Origin of the sequence: Nostoc sp. C057, from assembly GCF_013393925.1 — a bacterium.
Taxonomy (GTDB): domain Bacteria; phylum Cyanobacteriota; class Cyanobacteriia; order Cyanobacteriales; family Nostocaceae; genus Nostoc; species Nostoc muscorum_A.
Window position 1 is genome coordinate 2566982 of the sequence record NZ_CP040281.1, and the last position, 18255, is coordinate 2585236.

Consider the following 18255-nt stretch of genomic DNA (forward strand, 5'->3'; position numbering starts at 1 on the left):
AATTACTACAGCTTTCAGAAAATTTGTAACCTAGTGACTCACTCAGTTAAAAGATCGCATTAGCTCAACAATGACTATTCAGCTACTGTTGTTTGAGTGATGGGCTTTAGTTTATGAGCCAATCTTGACTTTTTCCTTGCCCCATTGTTGGGGTGAAGGACACCCCGTTTGACTGCTTTATCGATTTTGCCGTAAGCTTCGGATAACCGAGCCTGTGCTTCTTCTTGTAATTCTGGGGTAGGATTAGCTGCATAGACAGCTACAGCATTAGAGTATTTCTTCATCAGCGTCTTGACTGCTGATTTGTAAGCTTTGTTACGCAGTCGGTTACGTTCTGCGATTTGGGCACGCTTGAGAGCAGACTTTGTATTCGCCACAGTCAATTCCAAAAATACTATTAATATGTACACACACTACTAGACTTACTAATATAGCATCCAAATTGCCAATGTTATAATTTCCTAAAAAAAATCTGCCATTGGACAATAGTTCTTCTTCCCCTGCTTTCTAAAAATCTCTTCAGTCCGCGATTGAGTGTGTCGTCAATTTAGGAAATGCGTTAAAATAAGCCATATCAAATAAAACTGTTATCCTAACTCACCACTACCTGAGAAAGCGATGTGATTGCCAATGTAATATTTCCTAGATTTTAGGATCTATTATCACAGGCAAAGAACTGTAAACAGCTAAATTTCAGGGTTATCAAAGTATAGAAGCGATACTATATCGTGTCTGTACAAATGTAAACTACTGAGAAGTTAGGAAAATAAGTAAAAATTATACTCAGACCCTACCCCCTGTAAATCTAGGGGATTGGATGTGCAAACACACCACCTGCACCCCGCAAGGAGTGAGGGAAAGGGCATAAGGGTAATGGGAAATGGCACACCCACATCCTGCCGCTATCCTGCTAAGGGTTGTCGGACTGAGCAATTAAGTCGCCTTCTCAAGCAAACCATCTGCTGGCAACCTTGAGAGTATCAAAAAAATCCAGGTTAAGCTAGAGAAGAGAATTAGAGTCAGCTTGCACACCCCAGTGGGTCAAGAGCAATACTAAATCTCAGGTGTGAATATTATAATTTTGGCATTGTCCTTACTCCATGCTGCGAATCATTACTCAGCAGGCAGACGTTAGAGCAGAACTGCAACGGATCTGCGATCGCACCCATGACGAACAGGTGCTTCACAAAGAAGCAACGGTGCGGGAAGTTTTGCAAGCAGTGAAGCGCCAAGGCGATAAAGCTGTATTGCATTACACAGCCGAATTTGACAAACAAACCCTGAAAGCAGAAGAACTCCGAGTTACAGGCTCGGAACTAGATGCAGCCTATCAGCAGGTGTCAAAGGAGTTTTTGGGCGCAGTTCGGCTAGCTCGCCGCCAAATTGAAGCGTTTCATCGTCAGCGAGTACCAAAAAGCTGGGTACACTTTGGCGACGATGAAGTAGTACTGGGCAAACGCTACACCCCTGTAGATCGAGCGGGGCTGTATGTGCCCGGTGGCCGCGCCGCCTATCCTAGTACAGTGCTGATGAATGCAATTCCCGCTCATGTCGCTGCTGTACCTCATATAGTGATGGTGACACCACCAGGCCCAGGGGGTGTAATTAACCCAGCAGTCTTAGTAGCTGCCCAAGAAGCAGGAGTGCAAGAAATTTATCGTATTGGGGGCGCACAAGCGATCGCTGCTTTAGCCTATGGCACAGAAACAATTCCGAAAGTGAATGTGATTACTGGCCCCGGTAACATTTATGTCACTCTTGCGAAAAAACTTGTATATGGCACCGTCGGTATTGATTCTTTGGCAGGCCCCAGCGAAGTGCTGGTGATTGCCGATGAAAGTGCAAATCCGGTGCATGTAGCTGCTGACTTGCTAGCCCAAGCCGAACACGATCCAATGGCGGCAGCAATCTTGCTGACGACAGATGCGGCTTTGGCGAAAAACGTGCAAGTAGCCTTGGAAAGACAGCTAGTGGATCATCCACGGCGAATAGACACAGAAAAAGCGATCGCTCATTATGGGTTGATTGTTCTTGTGGAATCGCTCCAAGCAGCAGCAGAACTGTCAAATGAATTTGCCCCTGAACACCTGGAATTAGAAGTAAAAGACCCTTGGGCACTCCTACCACAGATTCGCCACGCTGGGGCAATCTTTTTGGGTTACTCCACACCAGAAGCTGTAGGAGACTATTTGGCAGGGCCTAACCACACCTTGCCAACTTCTGGCGCTGCCCGCTATGCTTCGGCGTTAGGGGTTGAAACTTTCCTCAAACATTCCAGTATTATTCAATACTCCCAAACTGCGCTGCAAAATGTGGCTGGTGCTATTGATGTGCTAGCAACAGCAGAAGGTTTACCTTCTCATGCTGATTCAGTCCGCCGCCGAATTCAGCAAGAGGAGTGATTTGGAATGGTTAATTTTGTTTAATACTGTTGACAAAAGTCACTTTTTAGGTAGCAAATAAAGCATTTGCTACCCTGCTTTCAGGGTTTTGGCGGGCATCTACTAGACATTGCCCGCCTATTGTATTGTAATTACTGATTATGTAGTAAGCTTTAGCGTGCCCAAATGACTGGCGAAAATATCTTTCTACAATGTACTAGCGTCAAATTTGGGTGAAACCAATTCATCGCATAACCTCGAAAATATATACTAAGTAGGCAAATATAAAAATAATTTAGTGTAGCTGCTAACAAGTTTTACTACATACTTATGTAACGGGGTCTACTCTTATAGGAGACGGGAGCAGTGCTAAAGAATATTTTGATAGCTCTGGACGGTTCGGAAATGGGAGAACGAGTAATTCAGAGTTTAGATAATTTGGTGTTATCAAAAGATGCCAAGGTTATTCTCTGTCATGTATTTCCTACACCAGAGTCTGAAATGGAGATACCTGCCGATCGTCCTCAGCCAGAGTCCCCAACATTTTCTTATTTTCAACTGGAAAAACAGCTGCAATCCTATCAAGAAAAATTATCAGTCCCAAGTGAGTTAGAACTGGTAACTGGCGATCCTGCTGAAGAGATTATTCGTCTTGCCAATATTTACAAAGCTAACCTAATTATAATTGGTAGTCGGGGATTGATTGGGATGAAGCGAATTGTCCAGCGTTCTGTAAGCAGTCAAGTTGTCGAAGAAGCTAATTGTTCGGTGTTGGTGGTAAAGCCGAATTAGAATTAGGTAAATTGAAGTATGTGATTTAACTAATCAGAGACTCAATATAAGTAAGTGGGCATAAATAATTGTCGTTGAGATAAGGCAATAGGCAACAGGCAAAAGTCAAGAAGACTCTTTGAGTTGTACTGAATGTTTTCAGAAATAAAATTATGAGTCCTATATATATGACTGGTGAAGATTGGCGTTTTGGAGTTTATCATCGTGCGAATCGTCAGGTGACTCACAATACGGTTCGGTTAAGGCAAGAGACGCGATAAATCGCCGTCTCTATAAAGGACTGATTATTTTAGAGACGGCGATTTATCGCGTCTTTGCGATCATAAGGCATGTCATCAAAAAACCTTATCCGAACCATATTGAGGTGACTCAAGACCAGAAACGCTATCAAGTTACAGAAGATTTATCTGTCGTGGTAAAAATTATTGTAGGTATTATTTCTACTTCTAGAACTGGGAGCTAGGGACATAGAGACTAAGGAAAGAAGTCGGGGAACAAGCTTGCCATCAGCGTAGGCGAACGGTAGCAGGAAGTAAGGGAACAGGGGCAGAATAAAAATTAGCTCTTTCCCCTCTGCTCCCTGCTCTCTTCCCCTCTGCCTCTTGTGCCCCAATTCCCAATCCCTTCACATTCAGTCGATTCAACGTCCTTGAGTTGCCAGAAATTGACGCAAGCTCAACAAACTCAAGGTTTGACCCAAATTTAAGGGCAAAAGTGAAACTCCTTCCAAGCGGGATTGCACCCAACCTTCTCCCCAATACCATTCATGAAACCCGTCAATACCTCCACTGAGTAGCAAACGGAGACAGTTGGATTTTACAACGTCTACTTGATGATGAATTGAGACTGGCCCAGTCCAGGTAGTAAACTGAAATCCCGGAAGTAGTTCTTCTGGCATTCCTGGCGCAAAGCGTTGCGCTAAGAGCCATTTTTCTAGTTGTACCGGATGCAGCAGACTATCACGAATTGCATCTGTTGGCGCTTCAATTTCGATTCGCAGTTGACTTTGTTGAAAATTACCTAGCATTTTTCTAAGATTGCCTAAAAGTGAGATATCGCTATTTCTAATATTGCAAATAGTCTTTGTCATTAGTCATTAGTCCTTTGTCCTTTGGAAATAACTAATAACCAATACAACTCTTGGAGAGGCTACGCCCTAAGCGTAGCTATGCCGTAGGCTTTAGCGATACGCTCAGTACAAGTGAGCAATGACCAATAACAGCCGTTTATTTACGTGACACCCCACTACGTTACTTTTCTTGCAGCAGAGAACTTAGAATAGAAAAAGTGAACTTGTTAAGAAATGTAAGGTTATTCATGGCGGATCAGTTAATTCGTGCAACAGCAGCCGAAGGTGGAATTCGTGCCGTAGGTGTGATCACCACACGTTTAACAGAAGAAGCACGGCAGCGACACAAGCTTTCATACGTGGCAACGGCAGCACTGGGTCGCACTATGGCGGCGGGCTTGTTAATGGCTTCTAGTATGAAGCGAAGTGGATCAAGGGTCAATGTGCGGGTGAAAGGCGATGGCCCTTTAAGTGGCATATTGGTAGATGCCGGCTTAGATGGTACGGTACGCGGGTATGTGGGGAATCCATCTATAGAATTACCTCCTAATGCCAAAGGTAAGCTAGATGTTGGTGGTGCAGTGGGTGGTGGCTACCTCTACGTTGTGCGAGATGTTGGTTATGGTTATCCTTACTCTAGTACGGTAGAACTAGTTTCTGGTGAAATTGGCGATGATGTGGCTCATTATCTGGTGAATTCTGAACAAACACCTTCAGCTTTAGTTTTAGGTGTGTTTGTGGGAGCAGGGGGAGTAACTGCGGCTGGAGGATTACTAGTACAAGTGTTACCCAAAGCTGCCAGAGATGAAGCTCTTGTAGAAACCTTAGAATCACGGGTCGCTGGTTTGGCAGGATTTACGCCATTATTGCAAGCCGGGAAGAATTTGACTGAAATCTTTAGCGACCTCTTGGGCGATATGGGCCTAGAAATCTTTTCCGAACGGCAAATGCTGCGTTTCCACTGTGGTTGTTCTTTTGATCGCGTTTTGGGGGCACTGAAAATTTTAGGAGAAGCCGAACTGCAAGATATGATTGTTAAAGATAATGGTGCTGAAGCAACTTGCGACTTTTGCGGCAACGTTTACCAGGCAAGTAGCGATCAGTTAGCTCAACTAATTGCCGATTTGCAAGCTGAATCTACTGTTTCAGGATAAAGTATAAAAAGACACTAATTTTTTAGATTGAACATGGTATTCTGTGGAGAGGGATAATCAAAAAAAGTAGCTTTTTGATCGCGAGAAAGTTACTATGGCATCAATGGAATTATCGACCTAAAACAGAGCGCTATTCAATTATTTTGGTGTGAGAGATGACAGAGCGGGATATTCCAGACAGTTGGTCTTCAGCCAGTGATAGAGAGCCAGATCAAAACAAAAGATTATCCCGAACAGAACAATTCGGTGAAACTCAACCATTTGGTGTCCCACCTACTGGTTCTACTTCCAAATCAGTGAAGCGGCGAAAAAAAAACGATACACAAGGATTACCTATAAATAGTCATTCAGGAGAGACTGCCAAACTCAGTAGTGCTTCTGGGAAATGGCCACGCTGGATGAAAAGCTGGACATTGTGGCTAGTACTACTAATGTTGATTCCCGGCAGTGTAGGATTCTTGGCAATGGCAATGCTGCTAAAGTTGCCATCTGCCCCTAATTGCCCCTCGATTTTCTGGCCCCTAGCTAGTGCTTCTGTGCGGCTACATTGCGCTCAGTTGGCGGCTTCTAAGCAAACAGTGAACGACCTATTGCAAGCGATCGCTCTGGTGAAGCAACTACCACAAAATCACCCGTTGCATGGAGAAATTGATCGTTTCATCGAAGAATGGTCGCGGGATATTTTGAAGCTAGCCGATCAAAGTTTCCAAACGGGGAATTTAGAGGAAGCGATCGCTACTGCTCGCAAGATACCCGAAGATGTGGCAGCTTATAAATTAGTCGATGAACAAGTTGATAAATGGCAGTCAATTTGGACAAAGGCAGAAGAAACATACAACGGTGCGATCGCCGAAGTAAAAGAACGGCGCTGGCAATCGGCGTTCATGTTATCTGCCAAAATGCTGCGCGTAGACAATCAATACTGGGCGGGCACTAAATACGACCAATTGAATCGTCTAATCGCCGGAGCGCGGGAAGATGGCGATAAGTTAGGAAAAGCGGAAAGTTTAGCAAGCAGCAAAGTAGTCGATAATTTACTGGAAGCCATCAAGCTAGCTGAGTCTATTGGGCAAGAAAGTTACCTTTACCAAAAAGCTCAGGAAGCGATTCCCGCATTTGGACGCAAAATGCTGGAATTGGCACAGGCAAAACTAGACAAGCGGGATGCCGATGAAGCACTGAATATTGCTAGACAAATTCCAGAGAGTACGAAACTACAGGGTGAAACAGACGACTTTATCGCCATAGCTGACGCGAAAAGAAGTGCTTGGATCGGTAACGTTTCTGGTTTAGAGGCTGCGATCGCTCAAGCACAACAAATCGATCCTTCCAGACCAGTGTATAACGAAGCCCAACAACTGATTGCTCGTTGGCAGTTGGAAATTGAAGATGTTGCCAATCTAGAAAAAGCGAGATTGTTGGCTAGCCAGGGAACAGTCCCTAATTTAACAGCAGCGATCGCACAAGTACAGTTAATACCTGCAAATAATCCCAGGGCCACCGAAGCTAGGCAAGAAATGGATCGCTGGCGTGCCCAAGTGGAGACAATTGAAGATCAACCTTACTTAGAACGTGCCGAACAGATAGCTGTATTCGATGATATCAACTCTTTACAAGCTGCGATCGCTCAGGCCAGCGAAATTCGTAGAGGTCGGGCATTATATCCAGAAGCACGGAAAAGAATTCGGACTTGGATAGGAAAAATTCAGCGAATTCAAGACCAACCCTACTTGGATCAAGCACAAGAACTGGCTCAGAGTGGAAATCTCACCGCCGCCATTAGCGCCGCTCAACAAATTGCCTCATCAGGAAGGGCGCTTTCACAAGAAGCGCAAGCTGCGATAAATGATTGGGAAGGGCAAATCCGCACTAGAGAAAACTGGAAAAAAGCCCAAGAAGTTGGCGCGGCTGGTACGCCAGAAGCTTTGGTTGAAGCAATACGGCTGGCAGATCGGGTTTCAAACAATAGCATCTTACGTATGGATGCGAATCTGGCTATTGACCAATGGAGTCAGCAATTGTTAGAAATAGCTCGCTCTCAAGGTCAGTCTGATATTGCTAGAGGGATTGATATTGCAAAATCGATTCCACGCGGTAGTGCTGCTTACAGTGCGGCGCAAGAGCAAATTAAGACTTGGCAGGATTTTCTGAATCCTAAACCTGAACCTCAGCCTCAACCCCAGACTGAATCTCTACCATTTCCTCAATCAACTACTAATGGGCAGTAATATCGTTATTTAAAGATTAAAACCTTTTAATTTAGCATTTTCAAAAGGCATATCAGGGATGCCGGGGTGTAAAAAAACTTTTTAAGTAGGGTAGCACAGCTAACTGTGCTACCCTACTTAAATTTATCGAAACAGAATTCAGGAGCCAGAATGGGCGAAACCTTAGCTATCCGCTAACAGAATGAATTTTGTACGACACAACGACAGGCGGTAGTTGAGCGTAGCCGAAACTCAGTGCATCGCTGGTGGATAACGCAGTGTCTTCATTCTGACTCCTGAATTCTGACTTCTGAATTCTTCTTCAATCCTCCATCACTCTCCCCATTCTTTAATTACAGAAAATAGTGATGAGTAATCATCATCAGCAAATGACATTTTTACGGCTGTTTGCAAGATTTGCCGCACACCTTTAATACTGCTGAGATCCAAACTTCGAGATTTCGCCTCAGAGATAAACAATTCTGTATCTTTGAGCAAATGTTTGGTGGGGAAATTCGGATCGGCATAATTGCCATCCAACATCCGTTGTAGCTTTTTGTCAAAGGTCGGTGCGTAGAGTGGACTGTCGCGCAAGATTTGCATAAACATATCCACATCAACACCCTGACGCTGGACAAAAGCCAGACTCAGAGCAAAGCTAGTTGTTAGGGAAGCTATTAGTTGATTTAGTGCCAATTTAAGCGCCGCCGCAGATCCTACTGGCCCTATAAGTAAAGGTTCTGTGCCAAAATTTTGGAGTAACTTCAAGTGCCGTTTATATTGTTCTGGCTCTGCCCCTACCATCACACTCAACTTGCCAGCTTGTGCTTCCGGGATACTACCTAATACTGGTGCTTCTAAATACTCACCACCACCACCAACGATCGCGTCTCTAATTTCCTGGCTTTCTGTGGGAGTAATTGTTCCCATTTGGATGATTGTGCGCCCTTCCAGAGTTTGCCAAGAAGTATCTGAAAGCAACACATTATAAATGGCAGGGGCATTAGTCAGCATGAGAATTACGCACTCAGCAGCACGAATGGCGTGGCGGGGATGTGTAGCAATTTCAGCCCCAGCTGCTTGTAGTGGTACTAATTTTTCTGGGGTGCGATTGTAGGCAACTAGCTGTATATCTGCGGCTAATAACCTTTGAGCCATTGGTAGTCCCATCAGTCCAGTTCCCAGAAATGCCACCTTCATTTTTTACGTTCCTTTAATACAGCGTAGGCGTAGTCTGTTGTAGACATAGCGTTTCCATTGTTTGATTTTGATCAGCTGTTCTACATTGAAATTGCACAAGCTGGGCTGGCTTTTCGGCCTACCCCACAAGAGTTATGTTTATTCGATTATGCAAATTAAATGTTTTTTAGCTTATCAGTTATCAGTGAACAGTTATCTTTGAACACTGATAACTTCCTATTTGCTGATTAGCCACCAGCCGCAAAAGTCGCCATAATTATCACTGAAAGCAAAATACCAGGAGTAAGTAGTGTTACTAGCATTAGCAGGTCATGGGTGGACATAATTATTACTTTTGTATTGTGTTTAACTTTACAGTATTCACTGTTATGCTAGTCTAAATAAGATTGATACTGCATTCTTAAATAGAGTTTTAACTTTTCAAATTTACCTGTTACTCTGGCAGAGTCAATCCTTTGAGTTTTTGAGAAGTTTCTGTATTGTCCAGACCTTTGCTTTGAATTAAGACTCCAAAGCCGCCGAGTCCTGTGGGATCTATAAGTTGGTGTAGTGCATCCCGATGCTGTAGTAACTGCGAGAGAGATTGCTTTTGCTCGGAAAGGGCTGCAATGCGATCGCCTAACCCCAACGCCATCAAAAATAATCCCTGCTGGATAAAACCAACTTTTTCTAAACTACACCGCTCACCCCAGCGTTCCAAAGCCGTAAAGTCAACATGGGCAGTGATATCTTGTCGCCCAATATTAATATAAGGGTTGTCATGGAAACGATGCTGGTAATAGCACTGTAGTGTTCCCTGCGATCGCCTGGGATTGTAGTAACGGCTGGCGGGGTAGCCATAATCAATTGTTAACACATAGCCGCGCTGCAAGCGGTCTGCTACTATACTCAACCAGTCACCAGCCGCTAAATTAATTTCACTACGGTAGCCATCTGGATATGCACTTTGGGTAAAGTTCATTTCCACTAGGTCTAAATATTCAGCTAGTTGGGGGGTTGAAGGTTCTCCTGTGACTTCTATAAATGATGAGCAGGTTTCTTTCTCATTACTATCTGTAGTTACATAAATTTCTCGGAGTTCTCCCGTTTCTAAGATGAATTGATGCACGGGGAACGCATCTACTAACTCGTTAGAGAAAAAGCAACCAGCGATCGCACTTGGTGGTATATCCTCTAAATTGCACCAACGCACCGGGAAATCTTGCAAGCGTTGCTGTTGTTCTTGTCTTAAAGTTGGGGACTTTTCAACAATGATGTACTCCAGCGCCGTAAAAAAATCTGGGTAGTGCAGTTGATGATATTTGAGGATATGCAAAGCTAGCAATCCTTGACCTGCTCCCATTTCTACCAGAGAAAAGGGTACAGGTTTTCCTAAAATCTCCCACATTTGCAAAAATTGTTCTGCTAGTAACTCGCCAAAGTCAGAACAGAGATTGGGAGAGGTAAAAAAATCACTATCTTTAAAACCTATTTTGACTGCATCACTGGAATAGTAGCCGTATTCAGGGTGGTATAGTGCCAAATCCATGAATTGGGCGAAAGTAATTCGTTGTTGAGGACTAGTGGTAATATGATTTGCGATCGCAGTACACAGCAAAGCATTGGAATCCATAAAATTTCAGATTTTAGATTGGGAACACGGATAATATAGCGGTTCCCAATTGCATGGAATATAGACCTAACCCCCAGCCCCTTCCCTTCTAGCGTTGGGGAGTAAGATTCAAAGCCTCTCTCCTTTGAGGAGAGAGGTTTGGAGAGAGGTCAAAACTGTACTGCACCCAAGCGAGAACCGCTATATCAACATTACTGTTACGACGCAGAACACCACGGATAATCTGATTGTTAAAGTTCTCATCAGCCAAGAAACGCAGCATCGTAATTTACCCTTGTGGGTTGCGTCTTGCTAAAAGGCGATCGCGCACTCCAATAGGGTTAAAACGCTTTTCAGCTTCCTGCTGAACTTTCGTGGCAAGTCTTTGACGCTCTAGAAGGTAGGCATCAACCTCGGCTTGGTGTTGTAAGTAATAACCAATCACCAAATAGATATCCCAAAGATGAAGCGATGGGTACTGTTCTCTGATCTCTTCTGCTGTAGCCCCTTCAAGGAAAGCTGTAACCACTGTATCTAAAGTGATGCGGGTTTTGCTAATTTTAACAACGCCATTTGCATCAGTTACAAGGGGAATCGGGGTAACAGTAGGAATAAGTAGCATTTTAATATTTGAGCAGTGCTGTTTTCCTATAGTTAGTATAAGCCAAATCTAGAAGCAGCCATCTAGATCAGGACATCTGCTAAAAGGCAATTTGCTAGTTAGCCACTCACCAACGACACCAACACACCATTGGGATCGCGGACACGAGCAATCATTTGTCCCCCAGGCTGAGATTTAGGAGCATCTAGGGTTTTTGCACCAGCGCCGATCGCTCTCATGTAAGCACTACCAACATCGGGGGTAATAAATGATATCTGAATTAATGTCGGTGGTTGTGTGGGATCGTTGGCATGAAAGCCCCCAGGAAATAATTTCTGTGCTTCGCTACTTGAAGAGAAAGCTAGTGTAGTGCTGCCGGTTTCGATTTCCGCCCAGATAGATTGTCCTTTATCCACGAGAGTGCGACGAACCAGACCAAAAGCTTTTTCGTAAAACTCAACCGTTTTAACTACATCGTCTACCCAGATGACCGTATAACCAAATTTCATAATTCTTTCTCCTTATCTAGAAAAAATTGAGGGTTTGAAACCCACGGAGGTGGGTAAAGCCTTGTGTAGACGCGGTTTCTAACCGCCCTTTTAACTACGAATGACGAATGACAAATGACAAATGACGAATTATTTTAGCTCTCCAAAATATTGCGATCTGTTGCTAGAGTTTGCGCCCCTGTTTGCATCATTTCTATATCTGATGACGACCAATCATGAGGCCCTTGACAGTAATGTGCTACTAGCAATCCCCATAATCCTCTAGGGATGACAATTGGTACAACCAAGTTGGCGCGAACCTGCATATTGCGGAGAAAATCTCGGTGACAAGACTCGATCGGCTCTAATTCAATATCAGCGATCGCTTTTACCCGTCCTGCTAAGTATAAAGCAGCATACTCGTTGTTAAAACAATCATCTGGGAGTGGAACCAAGTATTGAAAATTCTTGAGAACTTAAAGATTCAAAAGTCACCTGACCTTGCCACTGACTGTAAAAATAATACAACACCACCCGATCAACCTGAAGCGATTCTCTGAGTTGATTGGTCGTTTGCCGGACTAACTCATCGCGCTGCATTGTTTTAACAAGGCGATCGAGCAAAATTTGCAAACCCTGTTCACGGCGATCGCGGCTCTGGTTAAATTCGGAGTGAGGATGAATTTTCACGGTTATAATATGACGACTAAGTAAATGCTGCCGGATTTATATAGTAATTTATTACACTTTATTTAAATACATTTTTGTATTGATAGCAGCAATTCAATTTTAACGAAACATAATCGGAGTCAACCTTTTTAGGAAATTTAAAATAAATTATTAAGAAACTACAATTTTTGATTCGCACCAAAAATAATTCAAAATTATAAATTTAGTATTAAGAATTTTGGAAAATTACAAATAATATGTTTCGTCTTTCCCAAGCTTGAGGCAATAAATATACTTCAAACTTTAATGTAACAATTTAGTTTGTATTCCTGGTTACAGATATTAGAGGATGTTTGAAAAACCATTTTCACGGTAGCAAAACGTTTTAGATCCCCCTAAATCCCCCTTAAAAAGGGGGACTTTGATTCCGGTTCCCCCCTTTTGAAGGGGGGTTAGGCAGGGTGGATTAATTGTCGGGAGAGAAAAAATTTTCTGACTCGACGGTTGGACTCATAGGTATTCTGGAAGAGGAGTCGGAGTGGTCAAATAGGGCATCAAAAATCATTTGAAGTTGGTTAGCCATCAGCCTTAACGCTTCGGGAAGAGTCCGAGAATCTAACTGACGAGCCAGGGAAACTAAAAACTGTCTGACCATCGCCCAATTAGCTGGTGAAAAACCGCCAGTATGAATACAGTTATCTTCATTTAAAGTTACATCCTTGACCCAATGAAGCTGATTTTCGATTGACCAATGACCACGAATAGCCTCAGCAAATTCTGAGGCTGAACAATTTAAGCTACTCAAATAAAAGTGTCGTTCATGATAATCAACAATCTGGCGACGACTTTTCTTTCCTTGAGGTCGAGTTCCATATCTGTTAACCTCAATTAAACTTTTAGCACCAACCCAATCAGGTAGTGACTCAGGTGGAATTGGATAGACTTTTACTTGGCGAGTAGTCTTTCGTCCATGCAAATTTTCATCCAGGGAATTGGTATCGATAGCGATTGAGGATTGAGCTAGTTCAGTAGCTACTTTCAGCAGATTTGGCTGGTTTCCTTTAATAGTAATAATGTAGTCATTTTCTCCCTCAATAATTAACTCAACAGTTTTTTTTGGCAATGTAGTGCATCTGCTGTAATCACAATATGATGCCCAGAAAGTGTTTTAATTAGCTCTTCTACCACACTAATCTCACTTTTTTCGTGATTCTCCATAGCTTGATGTCTGACTACCCATCCTTGCTGATGACTATAAACTGAAACGATACTCACAAAGTTTTGATAAGATTTATTTCCTCCTGTGACAGTACTTTTAATACATTTACCATCAATGGCAAATAATTCTTTGTAATTAATTGGCAAACTATTCTCTGCCCAGATGTTAAATAGTTCAGCTAATATCTGAAAATCAATAGAAGTCATGATATTTCTGAATGTTGATGCTGATGGAAATTGAATATCTGGAGATAAATCTAATAATTTGATTAGGGATAATCGATGATTTTTAGTGAACTCAGCTAAAGGTTTGTATCCCCAATATCCCGTACAACTACCTAACAAAACTATAGTTAGTATTATCCAAAGTCTATGTCTAATCCCTCTGGCATGTCTATAATCGGGAACCCCTTGAATTGCTTCGATTAAATTCATTCCCAACTTTCCTCTGGTTTTGGTCTTTTTCTCAAGGAATCATCCTTCCATGTTATATTTTCTCTCTCGACAATTAATCCACCCTGCTTTTTAAGGGGGGTTAGGGGGGATCAAAAGCCTGTAGCGCAACTCTAGAAGATTTGTATATACACCGTAGCTTTATAAGGGGGGTTAGAGACAGGGCGAACGCACGGGATTTCTGAAACCCTTGCTGGGCAAGGATCTTGATGAAAAAATAGGCTAAATTAAAAAACGCCAAAACCCTTGCTATTAAAGGATTCTTATACTTTAGATGCGTTTGCCCTGGGGTTAGAGAGGATCAATAAGTGCAAAGATACAGCAAATTACTTTTCAAACAACCTCTTAGTCATACTGATAGTATTCTTTGTTTCCATACTCTGTATGATAACGAGAGACTAACAAGAGACTAATTCTGAGTTTCCAAACATTGGCACAAAGCTACGGTAAGCTGACAATGCTGCTTCTTTAACAGTTGCATTCACAATCGGAAAGGTAGTGAGGATGTAGCTAAATTCATCTTCGGTTAAACCGTAAAGATGTGCTACCATTCCATCGAGTTCTGCGCGGAGTTTGGCGCGTTCTGCTTCGTCGGTAACACCTTGTTGATGGGAACCTAGACCGACTTCTTGCGCGAGTTCGTCAAATTCTGGTGTAGTGCAGATGAGTTTGGCGGCGCGTTGTACAATATCGTTGAAGTTGCGATCGTTTTTTGTTAAACGTGGGACGGGTAGCTGGTAGACATAGAACATATTGAGATTTGTAGTAACCTTCTGCCGTAAACAGTAATCAATCACCAAACTATTGAATACGGCTGTACTAAATAACATCTCTGAGTTATTCATATTGATTTGATTATTTTCTGAATACCTCAGCGATATTAAAAGTGAATTTCCACAAAATACTGATTTTGGTATAATGCTTGAAATCAGCGATCGTTCATTAGTGCTTGATGCTACTGAGCGGAAACCAAGTCGATAGCCTTGATAATCTAAAGTCTGGTCTTTATCAGTTTCATTGCGTCCTAATAAAGCTTTCCTCGCTTCTTGTTCATTCACCCAATATTTTGGTTCAGCATATAAGTGAGTGAACTGATGAATCATCTTACCTTCGTAAAGTGCTAATCTTCCTTTACTAGGCTGTTGCTTGAATAAATGACTATCATTCGTCATATCAAACTCACGGGTTAAGCGCAAATTCCATTTACTCTCAATTTTTTCCCCTAGTAAAGAGAACTTAGCCATTTTTTCAGCCATGTGGATGTCTATCTCATTCTTAAACTCCATCACCGATAGAGAATCAGGAGACAAACCCCGAATAAGTGGAACTGAAATTTTAACTCGTTCATCTTTATTTTTGAAAAAAGTTTCTAGCTGATTTACTTTAATAGCTTCATGCGGATTGATACGGAAAGCTGCCGTAAATGAATCAGTAACACCATCTTTTTCAAAAGTTAAAAGTGAAAACTTGAAACGATGATCTACCCCTTCAAAAATAAATCTTTCGTTTGATAGTCCAAAAATTGCATCAATATTAGTCTGAGAAAATAACATTTCCCTTAGCTGCTTGGCTCCGAGATCAGTATAAACGCCAGAAGGTAATAGAATCCCGCACTGTCCACTGTTACACAGCAGGTTAAAGGATTGTTCTAAAAATAGTTTGTAGAGATTAATATCAGTACCGGATTTTTTACCATTAACAACAGAAATTTGATTTTTATACTGTTCTGCTGAACGATAATAAGCACTTATATGTGGAAATTGACTTTGATATCCTAACCAAGTAGTAGCTATTTCAGGATTTGCTAAAAGTTGCTTTTGCTCTTTTTCAAAAGCCTTGATGTCCATCTTGCTCTTTCTCACAAGATCATTATGCTGAAGAAAGAATTCTCTTGCATTCGGCTTAAATATTTCCCACGGCGGATTAGTGATAATGACATCAAAACCGCCGCGTTCTAAAACCTTGTCAAAATGATAACCCCAGTGAAACGGCTTCAAAGCTGCAATATCCTCAACCTTCAAAACCCGCTTCTGTGATTTCCCAGTTAATTGAACCTCCTCATACTTGATACCCAAACGCTTACTAAACTCATCCAACAGCAAAAGATTTAACTTTTCCTGCGATTTTTTATTGAGTTGTTCAATATTTTTGCGGAGGTGTATCAATCGAGTATCTTGAGGTGTATCTGTATCGGGTAAAGCTTTAGGTAAAAAAGCGTGTTTTTTGTACAACTCAACAGATTTATTTTTTTCTTCTAAAATTTGCTTATAATTATCTGCGGCTAAAGACTGTAATAGATTTCCTTGTAGTGAATTTCCCACAGCATCAAAAGCCGTGTCATCTACCTTAATTAATCCAATCAACGAATTACCCGCCATAATATTAAAATCAATATTAGGCAAAGGCTCTAACTCTTCCACATCATTAGCAGAAGAAACCAAAGCTAAGAAAAGACGTAGTTTAGCAATTTCCGTTGCTTCCTCCATAATGTCTATACCATAGAGGTTATCAGAAACAATCCGCTTTTTTATAAAATAAGGTAATGAGGGATGGGAATTTTCTATATCTTCAAGCTTAGTTTTGAGAATACCATCATCCATCAATTTAATTGTCCCAAACACCGCGCTGTAAACTTGGATAAGCGTCTTCATCGCCGCCACAAGAAAAGCACCAGAACCGCAAGCTGGGTCAAGAATTGATAAATTAGGAAGAATATCATCCATTAGTAGACGACAAACATTTGTATCCAGCTTGATGAGGAGTTCATTAATATCCTCAAATGGCTTATACTGATCAGGCAGCGCATCATTCACACGGTCTACAATTAACTTGTGAATAGTTCTATCACATAGATATTCTGTAATTTGTGGTCTAGTATAATACGCCCCAAAAGCCTTTTGGTTAATATATTTCTCAAAAATATATCCTAAGACATCTGGATTTATCTCGTCATCTTTTCCTTCCGGCGTATCATCTAGATTCCAAGAATAATGCCCAAATAAATCTAGAACTTGCTCAAACGCCTCATCAACAATAGAAATTTTATATTTCTCTTCAATATGATGCTTGAGAAATAATCCACCATTCAGGTATTTAACCTTTCCTACCAATTCTTGTACAGATAAATTGCGTTCAATCTCAGGTTTAGCAAAGCTTTCAAAAAACAAAGCCTTGAGAAATTCACCATAAAAATGATTTTCAGCTTTTTGTTTACTTTGCTCAAGCTTATTTTGCAGATAATTTAAATCTTTATTATCAATAAAACCCTTACGCTGGAGAAAATAAACAAACATCAGGCGATTCAGAATTACCGATGTATACCAACGTCTATCTATCTCATTATCAATTCCTTTCACAAACAGCAAAAACTTCTGGTGTTGCTCTTGAAATTCCTTGTAAAACTTCTTGGTTACTGGTTCAACATCGAAACCGCGTTGTAGTTTATAAGCAATTTCGACAACAGTCGGTTCCCCATGTTCTAATTCAGTAATATCAATAACTAAAGAACCAAGCTTGCTTAAAAACAAGTCTCCTGGTTGACCTTTCACATATAAATGGTCACGAACAGAGGTTTTACTTCCTTCTCGTTTCACCCAATACCAAAGACTCCGTGTGCGTTCTTCGGTAATAAAGATGAGTAGATTTTCAGCTATTAGTTTAGTAACTTCTTGATGAATAGCAACTCTCACTTTAGCTTCTGGTATATTCCCGTCTGCTGCGGTGACTTCAAAGATTGCAACTCCTGAGAGTTCAGCAATTTTCTGATATTGATACGTCTTGTTATCAATCTTTAAGGTTTCAGGTTTTTGTCTTGAGGGTTTAGACCAACCTAATTCTTCTATAAATAAATCACTAAATTTAAACTTAGAGAGTAAATCGCGTGTTCGTTGAAAATTAAGTGACATAATTTACCATGCTTGGTTTTTATTTTCCAAGCATGGTAAATTTGCCATTCAGAAAATAAATCTGTGGCTTTAAAAATTAAGTCTGCGCTGGCGGACTTCAAGAAACTCTGTTTATAGGAGTTAAATTTTTACCATGCTTTTTATACTTTATAAATCCTTTACATTCAATTAGGCTGAGAAATTATACGTAAAAATTATCAATTTATTTAAACGTCGGCTTTATTTGTGCAGCCGTGATTTTTTATTGTCAAGTATATTTGCTGATTACTTTATCAAAACGCTTAATTGCTTTATAAAAAGGTCTGTTTACTTTCTCAAAACACTGAAATGCTTTCTAAAAAGAAGCTTTTACTTATTCAAACCCCAGTTTGCTTTCTCATTTCAGTGTTTTCCGCAAGCAAAAGAAGCTTTTACTTATTCAAACTCCAGTTTGCTTTCTCATTTTGGTGTTTTCCGCAAGCAAAAGAAGCTTTTACTTATTCAAACCCCAGTTTGCTTTCTCATTTCAGTGTTTTCCGTAAGCAAAA

At 41.3% G+C, this 18255-nt stretch carries 12 protein-coding genes and 2 pseudogenes; 4 read left to right on the forward strand and 10 right to left on the reverse strand.

Translation table 11 applies throughout. The annotated features are described in order from the left end of the window. Nucleotides 1-74: 74 nt before the first annotated feature. Nucleotides 75-377, reverse strand: a complete 303-nt coding sequence (rpsT, locus tag FD724_RS11230) for a 30S ribosomal protein S20 (RefSeq protein WP_114085393.1) — start codon at nt 375-377, stop codon at nt 75-77. A gap of 723 nt (nt 378-1100) precedes the next feature. Between rpsT and hisD the strand changes: the two genes are divergently transcribed. Both hisD and FD724_RS11240 read left to right on the forward strand, forming a co-directional pair. Next, nucleotides 1101-2402 carry a histidinol dehydrogenase gene (gene hisD, locus FD724_RS11235; protein WP_179072685.1) on the forward strand — a complete coding sequence of 434 codons (1302 nt, stop codon included), beginning with the start codon at nt 1101-1103 and terminating at the stop codon, nt 2400-2402. A 345-nt stretch (nt 2403-2747) separates the two neighbouring features. Beyond that, complete coding sequence (locus FD724_RS11240) at nt 2748-3173, forward strand: universal stress protein (protein WP_012411280.1); 426 nt, start codon at nt 2748-2750, stop codon at nt 3171-3173. Between the two features lie 640 nt (nt 3174-3813). On the opposite strand, the gene FD724_RS11245 is transcribed toward FD724_RS11240, so the two are convergent. Next, nucleotides 3814-4200, reverse strand: a complete 387-nt coding sequence (locus tag FD724_RS11245; RefSeq protein WP_163928971.1) for a hypothetical protein — start codon at nt 4198-4200, stop codon at nt 3814-3816. 290 nt (nt 4201-4490) lie between these two features. On the opposite strand from FD724_RS11245, the gene hslO reads away from it, so the two are divergent. Both hslO and FD724_RS11255 read left to right on the forward strand, forming a co-directional pair. Then, nucleotides 4491-5396, forward strand: coding sequence for an Hsp33 family molecular chaperone HslO (gene hslO / locus FD724_RS11250; RefSeq protein ID WP_114085285.1), 906 nt, complete (start codon nt 4491-4493; stop codon nt 5394-5396). A 155-nt stretch (nt 5397-5551) separates the two neighbouring features. Beyond that, entirely contained in the window at nt 5552-7624 is a 2073-nt protein-coding gene (locus FD724_RS11255; RefSeq protein ID WP_179072686.1) for a chromosome segregation ATPase, read from the forward strand. 312 nt (nt 7625-7936) lie between these two features. Here FD724_RS11255 and FD724_RS11260 read toward each other — a convergent pair whose 3' ends face one another. From FD724_RS11260 to FD724_RS11300, 8 genes and pseudogenes are all read right to left on the reverse strand, one after another. After that, entirely contained in the window at nt 7937-8803 is an 867-nt protein-coding gene (locus FD724_RS11260; RefSeq protein WP_179072687.1) for an NAD(P)-dependent oxidoreductase, read from the reverse strand. A 433-nt stretch (nt 8804-9236) separates the two neighbouring features. Next, nucleotides 9237-10415, reverse strand: coding sequence for a class I SAM-dependent methyltransferase (locus FD724_RS11265; RefSeq protein WP_179072688.1), 1179 nt, complete (start codon nt 10413-10415; stop codon nt 9237-9239). Between the two features lie 88 nt (nt 10416-10503). Beyond that, on the reverse strand, nt 10504-10677 hold the full coding sequence (locus tag FD724_RS11270; protein ID WP_179071155.1) for a hypothetical protein: 174 nt from the start codon (nt 10675-10677) through the stop codon (nt 10504-10506). A 6-nt stretch (nt 10678-10683) separates the two neighbouring features. Next, a complete protein-coding gene (locus FD724_RS11275) occupies nt 10684-11016 on the reverse strand; it encodes a DUF433 domain-containing protein (protein ID WP_179072689.1) in 333 nt (110 codons plus the stop codon). Nucleotides 11017-11114: 98 nt separating this feature from the next. Continuing rightward, nucleotides 11115-11504: a VOC family protein gene (locus FD724_RS11280; protein ID WP_179072690.1), complete on the reverse strand. Its 390-nt coding sequence runs from the start codon at nt 11502-11504 to the stop codon at nt 11115-11117. A gap of 134 nt (nt 11505-11638) precedes the next feature. Further along, nucleotides 11639-12173 (reverse strand): annotated as a pseudogene (locus FD724_RS11285) (GAF domain-containing protein). Nucleotides 12174-12618: 445 nt separating this feature from the next. Then, nucleotides 12619-13805: pseudogene (locus tag FD724_RS42025) on the reverse strand (ISAs1 family transposase). A 416-nt stretch (nt 13806-14221) separates the two neighbouring features. Continuing rightward, nucleotides 14222-17728, reverse strand: a complete 3507-nt coding sequence (locus FD724_RS11300; RefSeq protein WP_179072692.1) for an Eco57I restriction-modification methylase domain-containing protein — start codon at nt 17726-17728, stop codon at nt 14222-14224. Nucleotides 17729-18255 lie beyond the last annotated feature (527 nt).